Below are 17,057 nucleotides of genomic sequence, written 5' to 3'. Positions count from 1 at the left end.
TAGATGAACTTAATACAATTTGCATTAAGAAGACCCATATCGGTTATTGTGGCTGTGGCTGCCATTGTCTTCTTGTCCTTTGCAGCAATAAAAAAAATAAACGTAGATATATTTCCCGAAGTTGAACTTCCAGCCATGTATATCGCCATGCCGTACGGCGGACTATCACCCGCTTATATGGACGGTTTTATGGCCAATGAATTTCAAAAAGTACTGCTTTTTGTTGGCGGAGTAAAAAGCATGGACTTCAAAAGTATTCAAGGTCTAACCTTAATGAAATTGACTTTTTATCCCGGAACTAATATGGCCCAAGCTGCTGGAGAGGTTTCGACTTCAGTGTCTAGAGCAATGGGATTCCTCCCGCCAGGTGCCGTACCGCCTATGGTAGTTCGTTTTGACGGAAGTTCCTTGCCTGTTGGACAGTTGGTTTTTGAAAGTGACGAGCGCTCTATTAATGAAATTCAGACTTTGGTACTTACCAAAATACGCCCAATGTTTGTGGCCATTCCTGGCATTACTGCGCCAGCTCCATTTGGCGGAAACGCACGTTCTATTATTGTTAATATTGATCCACAAGCCATGCAAGCCAACGGTTTGAGTGCCGAAGAAATTACTATTGCAATCACTAAAAACAGTTTACCGTCGCCAGCAGGAAACATTCGCATTGGCGATGAAAACTTAATGGCACCTATTAATTCTATTGCAAAAAGTCCCGAAGAATTTTTAAACACACCCATTAAAACGAACGATTCGCGCACCATCTATATCAGAGATGTAGCCAATGTGCAAGATGGCGCAGATCAAACGGTTGGTTATGCACTCATCAACGGCAAACGGTCTGTTTATCTTCCCATTATAAAAAAAGCGGATGCTTCGACACTAGAAGCTGTTAAAAATTTGAAAGAAGCTTTGCCAATGCTGAAGGATCAACTTCCTGAAGATGTGAATATAAAATACGAATTTGACCAATCCAAGTACATCGAAAGTTCGCTATCTAATTTAATCCACGAAGGATTATTGGGAGCAGTATTTACAGGATTGGTTATTTTATTGTTTTTGGGAGATTCTAGAGGCGCACTAATTGTGGTGCTCACCATTCCCATTGCGATTTTAAGTGCGGTTGCTGCGCTTTATTTTTTAGGAGAAACAATCAATATTATGACGTTGAGCGGTTTGGCACTTTCGATCGGGATCTTAGTAGATGAAGCCACCGTCACCATTGAAAATATCCACCAACACATGGAAATGGGAAAACCCAAACAGCGTGCTATTAGTGACGCTTTGGTTGAAATTTCGATTCCCAAACTCCTTATTTTACTTTGTATTCTAGCAGTTTTAACGCCTGCGTTTATTATGACGGGTATTCCAAAAGACATGTTCATGCCTTTATCGATGGCAGTAGCTTTTGCGATGGTGGCTTCTTTTATTGCTTCTCAAACCTTTGTGCCAATTCTGGCCAACTGGATGATGAAAATGAAAAAAAATGAAGTGGCAAATACGCCTCGCAAGCGTGCTTTTTTTGATAAATTTCGTGTCAATTATTCATATCGAATGCGCAAGTGGTCCACAAGATCGATGTCGCTTTTTATACTTTATATTTTTGTAGCTGTAGGTGTAATTGCATTGTTGCTGCCCAATGTAGGAACAGATGTAATGCCGGTATCCAATAGTGGTGATTTCCAACTCCGCATTCAAGCGCCAACAGGAAGTAGGTTGGAAAAAACAGAGCGAATTGTAAAAGAAATTTTAGAAGAGATTAAAACACAACTTCCAGAAAATGGAGTGGCTATATCTTCGGCTTTTGTTGGAATGCAACCTGCAACTTCACCCATCAATCCAATATTTACCTTTACCAATGCTTCTCACGAGGCCATTTTGCAAGTATCGGTAAACCAAGACTTGTATTCTGGATCAATTCAAGATTTAAAAGAAGAAATTAGAATAAAACTTCAAAAAAGTCATCCAGCTGTGGCGATTAATTTTGAACCGATGGAACTTACTGAGAAAATTATGGGTCAAGGCGCTATGACTCCGATTGAAGTAAAAGTGGGCGCTGGACAATTAAAAGGTGCTGTTGCTTTTGCGAAGAAAATTGAAGCCAATTTAAAAGCAATTCCCTACTTGCGAGACGTTCGCATTGCAGAACCTGTTGCTTATCCTACGCTAGAAATTGAAATCAATCGTGATCTCGCTGGGCAATTTGGCTTAACAGTTCAAGAAATTACCAAAAGCTTAGTGACGGCCACGTCATCGACTCGTTTCACCGATAAAAATCTTTGGATTGACCCAAAATCGGGACTTGTTTTTCAGGTGCAGGTTCAAATTCCAGAAGCCATTATGTCATCAGAACAAAATCTCAGAGCATTGCCTTTAAAGAAAGGTAGTTTGAGACCTGTTTTAGAGGATGTGGCCACCATAAAAAGAGTAAGTTCTCCCGCCCAAGTAAACCGAAAAGGAGCCAATCGTTATGTAACCATAATTGCGAATTTGCACGGCAAAGATTTGGGAACTGCTTCTGGTGCGGTAAAAAAAGCAATTAAAGATGTGGGTGAGCCACCGCGAGGCGTTACTGTCTGGACCGAAGGAACTATTAAACTTTTAGACGAAACATTGAGCAATTTATTAGCTGGTTTAGGCGTGGCAATTATAGCTATATTTTTAATGTTGGCCGCTTATTATCAATCGTATAAAGTGCCGCTTATTATTTTATCGGTGGTTCCCGCCGTTATTGCAGGAAGCTTGCTGATTTTATTTCTAACGCAAAGTACACTCAATTTACAATCGTACATGGGAATCATTATGTCGATTGGTGTTTCGGTTTCTAATGCTGTTTTGCTGGTCAATCAAGCCGAATATTATCGAAAAGACTTGTTGCTGAAACCTGCAAATGCAGCGCGTTTAGCAGCATCATCTAGACTTAGACCAATATTAATGACAGCTGCAGCAATGTTAGCAGGAATGTTACCAATGGCAATCGGAATTGGTGATGGCGCCGAACAAGTGGCACCTTTGGCTCGCGCCGTGATTGGTGGTTTAATAGCGTCTACTGCTACCATATTATTATTGGTACCGCATTTCTTTGCATCCATGTTGTCAAAAACGGCAGTTGTGAATCCTTCCCTTGATCCAGATGATGAGGAAAGTCAATATTTTATCAAATAACTTTAATACCTAAAAAATGGACACTATAAATCAAAAAATAAAAATGATCGCAATTGCAGTCTTTACTTTGCTCTTTCTTGCCGCTTGTTCGGATAAGAACGAAGTTAAAGCGGAAGTTGAGAAAGCGCCAACGGCAAAATTACAAAGTCATAAAACAGAAGTTATCCAATTTATAAAGCCTGAATACGAACTATCCTTGCCGGCAGAATTGCAACCGTATGAGGAAGTAGCGGTTTACGCTAGAGTGAGTGGATTTGTACAAAAGCTTTTTGTAGAACGTGGCCAAAAAGTAAAAAAAGGCCAGTTGTTGGCCGAGCTTGTTGCACCGGAAATGAATCAAAAGTACATTTCCGATCAATCTTCTGAACAAAAAATTAAAAGCGATTATTTGTATGCCAAGCAAGCGCACGACCGAATGTTAGAGGCTTCGAAAACTGCAGGAGCTGTTGCAGCGATTGAAGTAGAACGATCTAAAAGCGCTATGGAAAGTGCGCAAGCAGCGTACAGAAGTGCAAGTGCTGGAACAGCAGGATCTGCACAATTGCAAAAATACTTGAGAATTACAGCACCTTTTGACGGCATTATTACAGCTAGAAATGTATCGGTTGGAGCGCTTGCTGGATCGGGTTCAGGAGTGCCATTGTTTATGATTGCACAAGGAAACCGTTTGCGTTTGACCGTTTCGCTACCCGAAAAACATGCAGCGTCAATCACTGACGGAATGCCGGCTACATTCACAATCAGTTCGCAACCCGGAAAAACATTTAAAACGAAACTATCGCGCAGTTCAGGATTCTTAAACAAAGCCGATCGTTCTTTGACCATAGAGTTTGATGTCGACAACCCTTCAGGAGAATTACAAGGTGGCGATTACGCCCAAGTAAATTTGAAATTGCAACGCAAAGCACCCTCCTATTGGGTTCAAAACGGAAGTATTTTAAATACGCAACGCGGTAATTTTGTGCTTACCTTTAACAATAATGAGATTAAAAAAGTTCCAATCACCGAAGGCATTAAATTGGATACTCTATCGGAAGTATTTGGTGATTTTTCAGATCAAGATCTGATACTTTTGAAGCCTTCAGAAGAAATGAAAGAAGGAAAGATTTACTAATTAATTTTTGAAAATAAGGTTTTATTGTTGTCAAATCGAGCGTAGTCGAGAGTGTAGGTTACTTATAAAAAGAGTTTTGACTGCGTTCAACCTGACAAATGTTATAATTAATAATTTTATTCAAAAAAAAACAGACTTAAAAAAGAATTATAATGATTGAAAAAAATACAAACGAGAAACAAGCTATTGAACTATCAACGTGGGACAAAGTCAAGAAAAAAATACCTACAATTTTGATGGTATTTATTTTCGGAATTCTGTTGTTCAGCCCAGATGCAAAATCATTTCTCATTAAACAATTGCTATTTACTGGAATTTTTAACGCTGAAGTATCTTCGGTTAATTCGACTGATAACGAACTTAAAAATCATTTTGATTTCGAGGATTATGAAGGAAACATAAAAAGCACAGCCGACTTAAAGGGAAAAGTAGTTTTTATTAACTTTTGGGCTTCTTGGTGTCCGCCTTGCATTGCCGAATTTCCTTCGATAGAAAAATTCCATTCTAAGTTTAAAAACAATGATAAGATGGTGTTTTTGATGATCAACATGGACGATGACATTAAGACCGGACAACAATTTTATGATAAGAAAAACTATTCGCTGCCAATTGCTCAAGCGACATCCGCTGTACCTAAAGAAATTTATTCGGGTTCTTTACCGACTTCGGTCATTTTAGATAAAAATGGAATAGTGCGAATGCGCCATACTGGCTTTGCTAATTATGATGCTAAAAACTTTCATCTTCAGATCGAAAAAATGCTTGCTGAATAAAATAATAAAATCGAAATCATTGCTTTAACCAGCGTAAATTTTGCGAAAGCATATTGAAGTAAATAGCAAATGAGTTAAAAATAATATTTTTTAGAACAGTTTACTAAACGTAAAGTCAATACCTTAAAAATTATTAAGAAGCCTTTTCTAATTAGGAAGGTTTCAAATTTTATTAATTTTAAATAGGTTAGATATGAAAAATACAAAATTGATTGAGGCTTTAAATAATTGTGCGATGCATTGTAAGTATTGTGCAGATGCTTGTCTGGATGAAGATCACGTAAAAATGATGGTCAATTGCATTAAAACAGACATTGCTTGTGCAGAAATTTGCACTACAACAGCAAAACTACTGGCAGGAAATTACGAAGATGTAAAATCACTAGTGCAAGTTTGTCTTGAAATCTGTAAAAAATGTGCAGAGGAATGCGAACAACACGACCACCAACATTGTAAAGATTGCGCAGCAGCGTGCAGGTCATGCGAAGCAGCTTGCGAAGCCTACTTAAAATAAAACTCAATTTTAAAAATATTTAATTGTGAGTTTAAAATAGAAAAGCTGTCCAAAACGAATTGGACAGCTTTTTTTGTTTTAGAAATTACTGATAGTTAGTCAAACCATTCTCGAACCTATTTTTTAATTGAACGTAACTAATCTGCGTATCTTATTGGGTAACGTTAAAAAATGTATATTCTAATTTTAAGAAAACACCGTCAGTATTGATGCGGCTCATCGAGCTGTACAATTCTTTTTTGTACGCCAAGTCAATTCTAGCCTGACTGTTGATGATGAATTGAACAGAAGGCACGACATCCAAATACGATTGACCATTTTCTGTAATCGTCTGCCCAACAAATTCTAACATCGTGTTAATGTTGGTTTGCTTAAAGCTGGTGTATTTTTTAGGATACATTAAACGTCCAGCCGACAAAGTATAGTTCACAGCTCGCTTGCCGTGGTTGTTTGGAAAAGAGTAATCTCCATTGTTAAAAGCTTGACTATAACTCACAGAAGAACTAAGTGCCACTTTTTTAATCAATTGAGTTGCTACTAATCCAGCTTCGTAACCGCTATTCATTCCGTTTATATCGATGGCTTCCTGCTTAATTTCAGCGTTGTTCCAACTATAGCGACCGTAAGCTGCCATTCTGAAATGACTCTGCAGATCGTCTACAGAGAAAAAACGGTATTTGGCATACAAACCAGCTCCTCTGTAATCAAACCCATCGTTCATATCATCAAAATAGGAAGAAGCGCGAACCATTACATTTTTGTTGATTCCCCAAGTAACTTCTGGCGCTACACTGTAAGTACTACCACCATTTATTTTATTTTTCAATAAAGACTGACCAAGACGCGCTCCAATAGAACCTGCGGGAGCATTACTGGCAGGTTCTGTCATTACAAACAGCTCTTGTGCGTCTATTTGCAGTGAAATAAACAGTATAAAAACGACTGATAAATACCTCATTATTTAACAGATTTTAAATGGTAATCATTTTCGTTTTCGGCATTGTATGTATCTTTTTTAGCATAGGTTTTAGCTAATTTTTTATATTCTTTTTGAGTTACAAAACCTTTGTCTAAAACTTGGTACGAAGCTTCCGTAGACGTAATAGGATTTTTAGCATCGATAAAGATAAAAGTTCCAGCATCCGTTTTTACCGAATTATTTTGAATTTTAGAAGGATCTGTTTTCATAGTTACTACCATTGAACCCACAAAAAAGCCTGCTTTTTCGACTGCGTTTTTTAATACTTTAGGCTGCAATACTGTATTTTTTTTAAAGTAGACAGTAAAGGTATTTGTGTTTAAATCGGTGCCTACACTATCAACTTCAGTTATTGATTTTAACTGCTTGTTTATTGCGTTAGAGCACATCGAGCAGGTTAGTCCTGTCGCAATGATCTCTGCTTTATTGATTTGTGCATACGATTGGAAGCTTGTTAAGACAACTAAGAGCGTTAGTGTTAAGAATTTTATATTTGAGAATTTCATATTAATTATTTTTTTTGATTTGTGCAATGATTTCAACTTCGGTTGGATTGACAGCTATCAGTGTTCCTGATGCATCAAAAAGGTACGCTGCAGGCAAGGCATCTACGCCAAAGAGTACTGCAGATTGTGAGTCAAATCCATTATCGTCAATTAATTGCGTGTTTTTTAGTTTGTCTTTTTCAATGGCTTTTAGCCATTTGGCTTGATCAGTATCGATCGATATACCTACAATTTCAAATTTTTCAGATTTATAGTTGTCGTAGATTTTTACTAAATTTTTATTTGCTAATCGGCAAGGACCACACCAAGAAGCCCAAAAATCTACCAAGACCACTTTCCCTGTAGAGGAATTTAGTTTGACCGTACTATTTTTGTCATTTTGTAATTGAAGATCGGGTAATTGGTCTCCTATCTTTAATTGTGCATTTGCCAATGAAAAGCTAAATAGGAGAACCAATACCGCAAAACTATTTTTTATTGAAAACATAAAGTGTTACTTTTAAATGAAAGAAAGAACGGAATTATTTATCCGTTTCTGTGGCAGGCTCTCTATCGTATTGACAACATCCTGGCAATTTGTTATAGGCAGTAGTTGGCGCTGTAAATTTTTCATTATCATACCCAACATTAGCTACTCGTTTTAAAATTTCATCTACAGTTGTTTTTTTAGAATCGTAAGTTACCGTAGCGATTTTCGAGTCTACGTCCCAAGTTAAATTTGCTGTTTTATTGTTCGCAGCCGTTTCGATGGTCTTTTTGCACATGCCGCAGTTGCCATTGATTTTTACACTTTCAGTAACATTATTTTTGCTTTGTGCGTTAGTTAAAGTAACAGATAGCAATAGTGTTATTGCCATCAATAATTTATATATTGATTTCATTTTATTTAAATTTAAGAATGAATTGATCCGATTGAACAAGCGCAAAAATAGTATAGTAAACTAATTTTGAAATTGAAATGGATGTATTATTAAGTTATTTTTTTTGCCCAGGTTAGGCATGAATTTGACGCTTTTATAGCAGTCAATGAAATAAATTCTAGCTCAATTTAGGTGGAAGCCAGATCGAATGAAAATCAGAAGAAGCTCCGATTTCTGTATAATAATAATTTGCAGTAGTTTCTGGAAAATCAAAGAGAGATTTATTCTCTTCCTGAAAATTGAAGACCATAGTGAAACCAGAATAAACAACAGGACAAGCACAAGAAGCTCCTGAGCAACTGCTGTCACAATTGTGATTGGTTTCCTTAGATTGCTTTTCGCTACAACATGATTTTCCAGAATCAGTTGATTCCTTTTGACAACAATCCATTACAACCTTACTTTTATGCGCAAAAGATTGCGTTGGTCCCAAAATCAGACCAAAAGTGAGAATTAATAATATGTAGATGTTTTTTGTCATTTCAATTGCAAAGTTACTATTGTATTTTATTGTTTGTCGTTAATTTTATTATAAAATAGATATTAAATAAATACTAAATCACATTTAGATACTAATTTCGCAAGGGGGCTCTTTGAAAGTTGAATCATCTAGTTGCAAATTACAACCACTTTTTCAAACTTACCATGATGACTAATAGAAACATCCTGAAGAATAGCGGTGGATAAATAAGGAATACCATATTTATCTTTGATGATGTTTTTGTTTTCAATTTCAATTATATTATTTAAATCTTTTAAATAACTGACTGCAATAGTATGAATCACATCATTCATGACCGTCGATTTGGTGTAATACATAGTGCCGAAACAAAGTACTCTCCCCGTTTTAGTAGTAACATTATCTGAAAGGAGACAGCACTCTAGCTTTGTTGGAATAAATGCTCGAATCGTTGTTTGTCGGTTGTAAATTTTATATGCTGCTTCTTTCATACTCCAAAGCAGCCAAACCGTGATTTCAGGCGTGGTACTTTGTGCAATGAGCAACTGTTCATTTGCAGTAAATATTTTTTGTAAAAAACCTTTGCGTTGCCAGTTGCTTTCTTTCCGTGCTTGTACAATATCTACAATATCGTTTCCGATCACTTTGCCGCCAATTTAGTTTCAATAATTGCTACAGATCGTTTTACATCTAGCATTTGTTCCATATCGGTATTATCTATAACGACATCAAAAGCTTCCTCAATATCCAATATAATATCAACAAGGTTTGCTGAATTAATGTTGAGATCGTTTATAAAATCGGTGTCTTCCGTTAGGTTATCATAAGCTTCTATATTGGTAGTGTAGGGCTTTATAATAACTTTTAATTTAGCAATTAGGTCTTCTTTATTCATCTTAGTTCAGTTTCAAATTTTTTAAATATAATACACGCATTTACATCACCAAAACCAAAGCTTGCTTTGGCAATAATGTTTAAATCGATGTTCTTAGTCTTTATTGGTACTCGAGATGCATCTATTAAAGCAGTAATTTCTGGATGAAGATCATCGCAATTTAAGTTGCCAAATAAAAATCCTTCATGCAATTGCAATACAGTTGCCACACTTTCTATACTTCCTGCAGCACTAAGACAGTGGCCCGTCATGCTTTTTAAGGAGTTTATATAAGGAAAGTCAAGACCGCTTCTGTTTAGTGCTTTGGTCCAATTCTCAATCTCCAGCCCGTCTTTTGTTGTAGCAGTTAGATGTCCGTTTATTGCATCAATAGCATCTGCTTCGATACCAGAACTTTGTAGTGCCTGAGTAATGCAACGCTGAACGGCAACACTATTAGGGGCAGTCATACTTCCGCTGCCACGTTGTCCGCCAGAATTTACATGACCACCAAGTATTTCAGCATAAATTGTAGCACCCCGTTTTAAGGCGCTATCCAAATCCTCTATAACTAATGCACCAGCTCCGCTTCCAGGAACAAAACCTGCCGCAGTAGTACTCATTGGGCGAGAGCCTTGTTCCGGATGATCATTGTATTTGGAACTGCAAACTCGCAACGCATCAAAACCAGCCCAAATATACGGTCCGCTATCGCCAGTACTTCCAGCTAATATTCGTTGGGCTTGACCTGATTGTATGCGATCATAAGCCATCATTATAGCTTCGGTGCCCGTTGCACAAGCCGATGAATTGGTAGTTACTTGATTGCCCAATCCTAGTTTACCGCCGAGATAGGCACTAATTCCGCTGTTCATAGTTTGTGCAACGACAGTACTGCCCAATCGTCGCGTTTGCAAATCGTCTATTTTATAAATGCTTTCGCGAAATTTATCAATTCCCGAAGTTCCAGAGCCAAAGATAGTTCCGCTTTCCCAATCGGGGTCAATATTATGCCCTATAGGCAAACCACTGTTCTTCCAAGCTTCCATACCCGCAATAACACCATATAAAATTCCAGTGCTGTTAAAACCTCTAAGTTCTAAATCTGTAAAATAGTTTGATTTGATATCCTCAGTTATTTCAGGTTTACCAGCAATCTGGCAAGAAAACTGTAATTCTTGTAATTGCGAATCATGTCTGATGCCTGAAATACCATTTTTTAGGGCATGAGTAAACGCAGAGACACCGACCCCGTTAGGAGCAGCAACACCTAGTCCTGTAATTACAACTCTTTTACTCATAATTTTGTGGTTATCATTCCTGATAAAACCCCTTTACAAACTTCTTGTCCGGCTTCATTTTTCATCACTACATCGCATTTTAATTTTCCAAATCTAAAAAATGTCTTTTGTGAGGTTACTGTAACTTTTTCTTTCGGATATACGGGTTTTAAAAACTGCACATCGGCTGAAGTAAAAGCGATAACAGTATTTTGTTTTAGGTCATTATGGAGTAAATAAATACCCAAGCAAACCATTCCGATTTGTGCCATTGTTTCGGTTAAAATTACTCCCGGTGTTACCGGATTGTCCTTAAAGTGACCTTTGTAAAAATCTAAATTTTCATCAAAAGTGTAGGTTCCTGTAACTCCGTTTTCATCAGCATGCAGCAACTCATCTACAAATAAAAAGGGTTTGCTGTACGGCAGTTGTTTTACAATATCGTTTAAATTCATTTTACTATTAAGTTTAAGAATACTACCATTGTAGTAACACACGTTGCGCCGAAAATCCCGGTCCAAAACTAAGCATTAGTCCTTTTTCTCCTGGTTTCGGTTTTTTATCTATAATTTGTTCTAAAACGTATAAGACGGTAGCGCTCGACATATTACCGTATTGCTTCAGTACTTCTTTGGTATCGTCTATGTTTTTCCCTAAACCCGAAAAAAGTGCTTCTACAGTAGTGACAATTTTTTTTCCTCCAGGGTGAAATATCATATGATCAATATCTGCGATTTCTAGATTATTTTTTTGAAGAAATGGATGAATAATATCTCCAAAATTGGAAGCAATGGTGTCGGGAACTTCGATGTCTAAAATCATTTGCAAACCAGTATTGGTAAGCTTAAATCCCATCATATGTTCGGCATCATAAAAATGATACATTTGTTCGTCAACTATTTCTGGCCCTTGATCCTCATTGTGTGAAGACAGTAAGCAACAAGCAGCGCCGTCACCAAAAATGGCCGCGCTAACAATATTCGGCATCGAAAAATCATTGAGTTGAAAAGTTGCCGTGGGGGATTCTACTGCAATTACTGCTGCACGTTTACCGGGATTGGCTTTCAAAAAGTTTTTAGCATATATAATTCCGGATATTCCTGCCGCACAACCCATTTCAGTTACCGGAAGACGCACAATGTCTTGTCGCAATTTCATTTTATTGATTAGGTAAGCATCTAACGAGGGAATCATTATGCCCGTGCAACTTACGGTAATGATATAATCAATAGATTGCGGTTCCCATCCTGATTTAGCAAGCGCTTTTCCTAACACCTGTTCGCCCAAAATAATAACCTCACGACTGTAAATGTCATTTTTATCTTCAAAAGAAGTGGCTGTAAAAACTTCAGCTGGATCCATTATAGAATAGCGTTTGTCTACCGCAGCTCCTTCAAAAATTTTCTTTACTTTTTTTATAAATCGTTCGTCTTGGTCCTGCAGCCATACGTTAAGCAATGGAAGTATATCGGCCGTTGTGCGCGAATATTGGGGTAGTTGCTTTGCAACTGTAACTATTTTTACACTCATATTTTACTAATTATCCATTGGTATCGAAAAGCCCATTTCCAATTTATGGTATCGTTTTTTAAATTTAATTTTTTAGAAAAATCTACGAGTTCTTGTTTTTTAAACCCTCGTAATATCGATACTAATCCGTCTTCGCGAGACATTTTGTTAAGGCTAAAAAGAGTACAGATCACTCCGAAAAGTCGATACGCTGCTTTACTTCGATGCAAATCATTTATCACAATTCCGATCGTAGCATTCTTATTAAAGGTAGTAATTATATTTAATATTTGATCGTTTGTAAAATGGTGCAGCGTAAGCGTACACAAAACAATGTCGTATTTTACAGTGCTAAAATTCTCGCCAAATATATCAACACAACTGTATTCAATATTGGAATACTCAGTAGATAATTTTTTAGCATAATTTATGGTAAAGGCATTGGCGTCGATACCAATGAGTTTAAAAGTAAGATTGTTTTTTTTAGCGTAATTCGCGAGCACACGTAACATATCGCCATTGCCGCAACCTACATCTGCTATAGTTGTCGTTTTTGTAGTATCGGCTTTTTTTAAAAGGTGTCGAACGCCATTGACGGTGAGTTTGTTACCGCCTAATAATTGGTTGATGCCTGCAATTTTATCTAAAGCATCACGCAACTCTTCGCCTTGCAGCGAAAAGTCATCCATAATTTCGGTTTCTTGTGTTCTGTATTTAGTGTTTATATTCATTTAATCAATTGCTATTGGTTTGCCGTGCGTTTGTTTAATTAATAATGGAAGTAGTTTTGGAATAGAAGCTACAATACTAATTAGAAAAGTAGTTATTGCTTTATTACGTAAGATCTTTGCTAAAATTCGGCCCATATACAAGCGTTTCCCAAACTGTTTTTTCCATAATTTGGTATAGCTGTTTTCCAATTCTTCGCGTGAATTAATTGTGCTATTATAAAAGTCTAAAACCAATTCGGACGCGATCTTAGAACTATGTATTGCCATAGCCATACCATTGCCGCATAAAGGATGAATGAGACCTGCAGTATCGCCAATCATTAAAATGTGGTTTTCTACAGGTGATTTTTTTTCAAAACAAATCTGACTTATGGTAAGTGGCTTATCAAAGAGTAGTGTTGCGTTTTCAAAAACTGATTTTAATTCTTTGTTTTTGAAAAGTACATTCTGTTGAAAATCATCAATGTTTTTATATTTTTTGAAAGAGGCATAATCGGCCAGATAACAGATGTTTATCGCATTATTTTCGACTTTCGAAATACCGCAGTAGCCACCATCAAAGTTATGAAGCGCTACCAAATCATCAGGGAAGTCGCCCGAAAAGTGCGCTTTAACCGCCAGCCAAGGCGATTTTTTTGCGATAAAATCACGAGATAAAACCTGATCGATGTTCGAGCGCTTGCCGTAAGCGCCTAAAACTAATTTTGTTTCTATAATTTGGCTCGAAACTGTAACGCTAAACCTATCGGCGCCAAAAGTAACATTGCTAACTGTTTCGTTAAGCACTCTGCAACCGTTAGCAAGCGCCTTTTGATATAAAAAATGATCCAGTGTAAAGCGACTGATACCAAAACCGCCCAAGGGTAGTTGAGCTTTGGCCGCTTGACCGCTTCTAGACGTAAATCTAAAGTTTTTTATATTAGTAGGTTGCAATTCTGAGATATCAATATCAAGCCATTGTAAATAAGGTAAGATTTCATTCGAAATATACTCGCCACAGACTTTATGACGGGGATAATCTGATTTTTCTATCAGGGTTACTTTCAATCCTTTTTTGGATAAATGTATTGCTGCTGTTAGTCCAGCTAAGCCACCACCAATTAGTACCACATCAGGATTTGTTTCCATATACTGCAATTTAGGTATAAAATCTGAGATACGTTACGCGATATAAAAATTGATTTTGACCCTAATGTCATTGTAAAAAAGACTATTTGTTTTAGGTTTTTGAAAGTTCAGAAAATAGCTGCTTGATTAATTACTAAATTATGAAATTAAAAAGGGTAGAAGCAAAATAACGAAGTATACTTCGGAAATTAGAAATTAGTATATCTAATTGAGAATTCAAAATAAAACCTCTTATCCAATTTAAAGCCTTATCTTTAAGAAATGAAACAAGATAATTTAAAAGAAAGTTTTGGAACTTTATCTGAAACTATTAATGGGTTAATCCGTGCGGGTTATATTCATGATTTTAATATTCAAGAAGAATGTTTGGTATGCCGTCAAAATAATGTAACGCTAGATCCCGAGGATTTTCAAATTGATAAAGTATATCGTTTTGAGGGTGCTTCTAATCCAGACGACCAATCTATTTTATATGCTATTTCTTCGCCACATTTTGAACTTAAAGGAACTTTAGTAAATGGCTATGGTATTTCGTCTGATGCAGCAACGTCTAAAATCATAGAGCGATTAGAAACGAATACAACTACCAAACCAGTAATTGACTAAAATAGCTCTAGCGAGAAGACTTAATCATACTGAAGAAAATATTATTAATTCTTTTAGCAGCTCGAGTTTAATTATTGACTTGATCTAATAAATCTCTAGTACGCGTTTCAACATTTTAATTAAATCATTAAAATCACCAGGTTTAGTTAGATATTCTTTTACATCAATTTTTTTAGTTTGATGATGCGCAGCCAAAGGAGAAGTAGAAAATAAAATCACAGGGATTTTTTGGATATTTTCATGTTTTTTAATTTCTTCTAAAAGAGTAGGTCCGTCCATAGTGGGCATATTGATGTCCAAAAATATTAAGTCGGGTTGCAATTCATTTGAAAGCAATTTACGTAATGCCTCTAGTGGATTGTGTTGAGCAGTATATTTCGCTGGGGAAATGGATTCTAGCGCTTCTTTAAAAAACTCGCAATCGTCATAATCGTCATCTATTTGTAAGATATTAGCGTACTTCATGCTGCATATTTTTAATTTTATGTATTTCGCGAGTAATAATTTAAATTGACAAGTACGAAATTTTGTAGCACAAATGTAATAAATTTATCTCATTTTATAAAATTACCATTAAACATTACATAATTACCACATATTGTTGTTTTGACATTGCAATTACAATTATTTTAAATAAAAAAAAAAGTCTTCATAAAGTTAACCTTATGAAGACTTTAATGTAACCGTGTTTTAGTATCCTTAATGTTGACCAGACTCCATATACGATTTTAAATTCTCAATGTCATCTTGTACCATTTTTTCAAAAATCGGATTTAAAATTTTGGCCCCTTGCTCGCCAGCTATTCCTAGCGGTGCTTTATATGATATAGTAACATCAATTTCAGTTGCTTGTCCTATTGGTTTAAAGCCAACCTTCCCAAAATTCTCAATGGTAGAACCTGGAAGAGATTTCCAGCTTAAAAATTTATCTTTTTCATCTTTTACGATCTCCGCTTTCCAAGTTACTGTTCCTAATCCGAAAGGTCCTTTGGCTGTCCATTCAGATCTTTTAGTATCAATTGCAGTCACAGACTCTAAATGATTCATGAATTTTGGTAAATTTTCTAAATTGCGCCAAAAAGCGTAGACTTGTAAAATAGGACGATTCACTATTCCTGTCACTCTAATATTGACATTAGACGTAGACGTGTTTTTATAAGCATCGACTGCTTGGTAAACTGGGCAATATCCAGTTAGTCCTCTTACTAGCATCGATCCAGCTAATGTGCTTTTTGCAGTGCTTTTATCTTTTTTTGACAAAATTTTATACAAAAAGTAAGCTCCCCCAGCCACCATTAAAATTCGTTCTGTCGTGGAAATATTTTTTTTTGGCAGTATACTTTGTAGTGAAAATCCCGATTTGTGCGTAGTTGCTTCCATAATTCGTTTATTAAATTAAAATAATTGTAAATCTGTATTGTTTTCTAATAACTCAGCGTTATTAAAATTTATATTGAATTTTTGCCTAGTGGTTATTAAGAGAATCTAGGTTGTTGTTGTGTTGAATTTCTTGAAGGTATTTAAAATCGAACTCTTCTTTAAGATCTTGACTTGCGTAAGAAGAGGTCTCTTTTGATTGATTGTCTTCTTTTGTAAAATGATGCTCAATCTCCAAAATTGAACTATTAGAATTGGAAGAACTAGCATTATTAGTGTGGTCTATTTCATTTCCTTTATCTGTGATGCTATCGTCATATTTTGAGGTTTCCATGGCATATAAAATTATAATTGTCTACTATAAAATTAGCTAAAGAACACCGCAATTTATTATACGATCCTGGAGGTTAATTACATAATTGTGTTGTAATAAAAAGAGAGGAAAATTTGTGCGGCTTAGAAATAGAAATAAAATTCAAACTGCTGGACGTTTTAAAAATTACTTTTATAATTTTTTATATGAAATCGTTCAAATTCAGATGAATCTTAAAAATAAATTTCTTTTTACAGCGCTACTCTTTATTTCAACAACGTCTAAAGCAAATGATCTTGCGAATAGAAAGGCCTTATATCAGATTGGGCGAGAGTAGAACATTAGAAAAATGGAAATGTAGTTTTGATCGGTTTACCTTCTTCTATAACTTTTGAATTTACAGATATATTCAAACTGTTAAACATCAACATATTGAATTTTTATAACATTAAAGATGAAGCATAAAAAAAGCTCAATTCGAAAGAATTGAGCTTTTGCTTTTGTGACCCCAAAAGGACAAATTACGCACCTTTTTATGGAGGATTTAAAGCTATTGGCTTATTTTATGTAGTTACTATCTTTCATTGGCTTTATGAATTTGGTTTGGATGTCTTGTTGGGGATTCATCTGTTTTTCGGAATGTGAATTAGTCAATGAAAAATTTGTACGTACTAATTAAAAAATCATAAAAGGTCAAGAAATAACCTTAAATGTAATCCGTAAAATTTAAGAGAAAGTTTTTAATTAAGTGATGATAGAACAAATGTATCAGAACTGGCAAGAGAGGTGGAAATAACAAGTCCCCAATTAC

Annotated in this window: 20 protein-coding genes; 5 read left to right on the top strand and 15 right to left on the bottom strand. The window is 35.9% G+C overall.

Translation table 11 applies throughout. From position 1 onward, the window contains the following. The first annotated feature begins 3 nt into the window (after positions 1-3). The 4 genes from AP058_RS03550 (at position 4) to AP058_RS03535 (ending at position 5,563) form a co-directional block, all read left to right on the top strand. The gene (locus tag AP058_RS03550; protein ID WP_066306981.1) at positions 4-3,162 is read left to right on the top strand and encodes an efflux RND transporter permease subunit; all 3,159 of its coding nucleotides are present in this window, start codon (positions 4-6) and stop codon (positions 3,160-3,162) included. Between the two features lie 16 nt (positions 3,163-3,178). After that, positions 3,179-4,276: an efflux RND transporter periplasmic adaptor subunit gene (locus AP058_RS03545; RefSeq protein ID WP_066306979.1), complete on the top strand. Its 1,098-nt coding sequence runs from the start codon at positions 3,179-3,181 to the stop codon at positions 4,274-4,276. Positions 4,277-4,428: 152 nt separating this feature from the next. Further along, positions 4,429-5,049, top strand: coding sequence for a TlpA disulfide reductase family protein (locus tag AP058_RS03540; protein WP_066306978.1), 621 nt, complete (start codon positions 4,429-4,431; stop codon positions 5,047-5,049). A 193-nt stretch (positions 5,050-5,242) separates the two neighbouring features. Continuing rightward, positions 5,243-5,563 carry a four-helix bundle copper-binding protein gene (locus AP058_RS03535; protein ID WP_066306977.1) on the top strand — a complete coding sequence of 107 codons (321 nt, stop codon included), beginning with the start codon at positions 5,243-5,245 and terminating at the stop codon, positions 5,561-5,563. A gap of 151 nt (positions 5,564-5,714) precedes the next feature. Here the strand turns inward: AP058_RS03535 and AP058_RS03530 are convergent, their stop codons facing one another. From AP058_RS03530 to AP058_RS03475, 12 genes are all read right to left on the bottom strand, one after another. Then, positions 5,715-6,521, bottom strand: a complete 807-nt coding sequence (locus AP058_RS03530) for a hypothetical protein (RefSeq protein WP_066306972.1) — start codon at positions 6,519-6,521, stop codon at positions 5,715-5,717. Beyond that, entirely contained in the window at positions 6,521-7,048 is a 528-nt protein-coding gene (locus AP058_RS03525; RefSeq protein WP_066306971.1) for a heavy-metal-associated domain-containing protein, read from the bottom strand. Before AP058_RS03525 ends, AP058_RS03530 begins: the two co-directional genes overlap by 1 nt. A gap of 1 nt (position 7,049) precedes the next feature. Continuing rightward, complete coding sequence (locus tag AP058_RS03520) at positions 7,050-7,535, bottom strand: TlpA disulfide reductase family protein (RefSeq protein ID WP_066306970.1); 486 nt, start codon at positions 7,533-7,535, stop codon at positions 7,050-7,052. A 34-nt stretch (positions 7,536-7,569) separates the two neighbouring features. Continuing rightward, on the bottom strand, positions 7,570-7,929 hold the full coding sequence (locus AP058_RS03515; protein WP_066306968.1) for a heavy-metal-associated domain-containing protein: 360 nt from the start codon (positions 7,927-7,929) through the stop codon (positions 7,570-7,572). 157 nt (positions 7,930-8,086) lie between these two features. After that, a complete protein-coding gene (locus AP058_RS03510; RefSeq protein WP_066306966.1) occupies positions 8,087-8,449 on the bottom strand; it encodes a hypothetical protein in 363 nt (120 codons plus the stop codon). A gap of 128 nt (positions 8,450-8,577) precedes the next feature. After that, complete coding sequence (locus AP058_RS03505) at positions 8,578-9,072, bottom strand: 4'-phosphopantetheinyl transferase superfamily protein (RefSeq protein WP_066306964.1); 495 nt, start codon at positions 9,070-9,072, stop codon at positions 8,578-8,580. Then, the gene (locus AP058_RS03500; RefSeq protein ID WP_066306963.1) at positions 9,069-9,323 is read right to left on the bottom strand and encodes an acyl carrier protein; all 255 of its coding nucleotides are present in this window, start codon (positions 9,321-9,323) and stop codon (positions 9,069-9,071) included. Before AP058_RS03500 ends, AP058_RS03505 begins: the two co-directional genes overlap by 4 nt. Further along, a complete protein-coding gene (locus AP058_RS03495) occupies positions 9,320-10,603 on the bottom strand; it encodes a beta-ketoacyl synthase (protein WP_066306962.1) in 1,284 nt (427 codons plus the stop codon). The genes AP058_RS03500 and AP058_RS03495 overlap by 4 nt, the downstream gene beginning before the upstream one ends. Beyond that, positions 10,600-11,037, bottom strand: a complete 438-nt coding sequence (locus tag AP058_RS03490) for a 3-hydroxyacyl-ACP dehydratase FabZ family protein (RefSeq protein ID WP_066306960.1) — start codon at positions 11,035-11,037, stop codon at positions 10,600-10,602. Before AP058_RS03490 ends, AP058_RS03495 begins: the two co-directional genes overlap by 4 nt. A gap of 22 nt (positions 11,038-11,059) precedes the next feature. Continuing rightward, positions 11,060-12,112, bottom strand: coding sequence for a type III polyketide synthase (locus AP058_RS03485; RefSeq protein ID WP_066306959.1), 1,053 nt, complete (start codon positions 12,110-12,112; stop codon positions 11,060-11,062). Then, on the bottom strand, positions 12,109-12,822 hold the full coding sequence (locus tag AP058_RS03480) for a methyltransferase domain-containing protein (RefSeq protein ID WP_066306958.1): 714 nt from the start codon (positions 12,820-12,822) through the stop codon (positions 12,109-12,111). The genes AP058_RS03485 and AP058_RS03480 overlap by 4 nt, the downstream gene beginning before the upstream one ends. Then, entirely contained in the window at positions 12,823-13,950 is a 1,128-nt protein-coding gene (locus AP058_RS03475; RefSeq protein WP_066306957.1) for an NAD(P)/FAD-dependent oxidoreductase, read from the bottom strand. Between the two features lie 261 nt (positions 13,951-14,211). Here AP058_RS03475 and AP058_RS03470 point away from each other — a divergent pair, with 261 nt between their 5' ends. Beyond that, the gene (locus AP058_RS03470; RefSeq protein WP_066306955.1) at positions 14,212-14,556 is read left to right on the top strand and encodes a phosphoribosylpyrophosphate synthetase; all 345 of its coding nucleotides are present in this window, start codon (positions 14,212-14,214) and stop codon (positions 14,554-14,556) included. 84 nt (positions 14,557-14,640) lie between these two features. On the opposite strand, the gene AP058_RS03465 is transcribed toward AP058_RS03470, so the two are convergent. The 3 genes from AP058_RS03465 to AP058_RS03455 form a co-directional block, all read right to left on the bottom strand. Beyond that, positions 14,641-15,021 (bottom strand): response regulator, encoded by a 381-nt coding sequence (locus tag AP058_RS03465; RefSeq protein ID WP_066306954.1) that lies wholly within the window; start codon positions 15,019-15,021, stop codon positions 14,641-14,643. 234 nt (positions 15,022-15,255) lie between these two features. Then, positions 15,256-15,936, bottom strand: coding sequence for an SRPBCC family protein (locus tag AP058_RS03460; protein WP_066306952.1), 681 nt, complete (start codon positions 15,934-15,936; stop codon positions 15,256-15,258). An 85-nt stretch (positions 15,937-16,021) separates the two neighbouring features. After that, positions 16,022-16,267, bottom strand: coding sequence for a hypothetical protein (locus tag AP058_RS03455; RefSeq protein WP_066306951.1), 246 nt, complete (start codon positions 16,265-16,267; stop codon positions 16,022-16,024). Between the last annotated feature and the right edge of the window lie 790 nt (positions 16,268-17,057).

The organism is Flavobacterium sp. TAB 87 (assembly GCF_001529295.1).
Taxonomy (GTDB): Bacteria; Bacteroidota; Bacteroidia; order Flavobacteriales; family Flavobacteriaceae; genus Flavobacterium.
The sequence above is the reverse complement of the archived record's forward strand: the minus strand, read 5'-3'. Positions and strand labels throughout refer to the sequence as shown.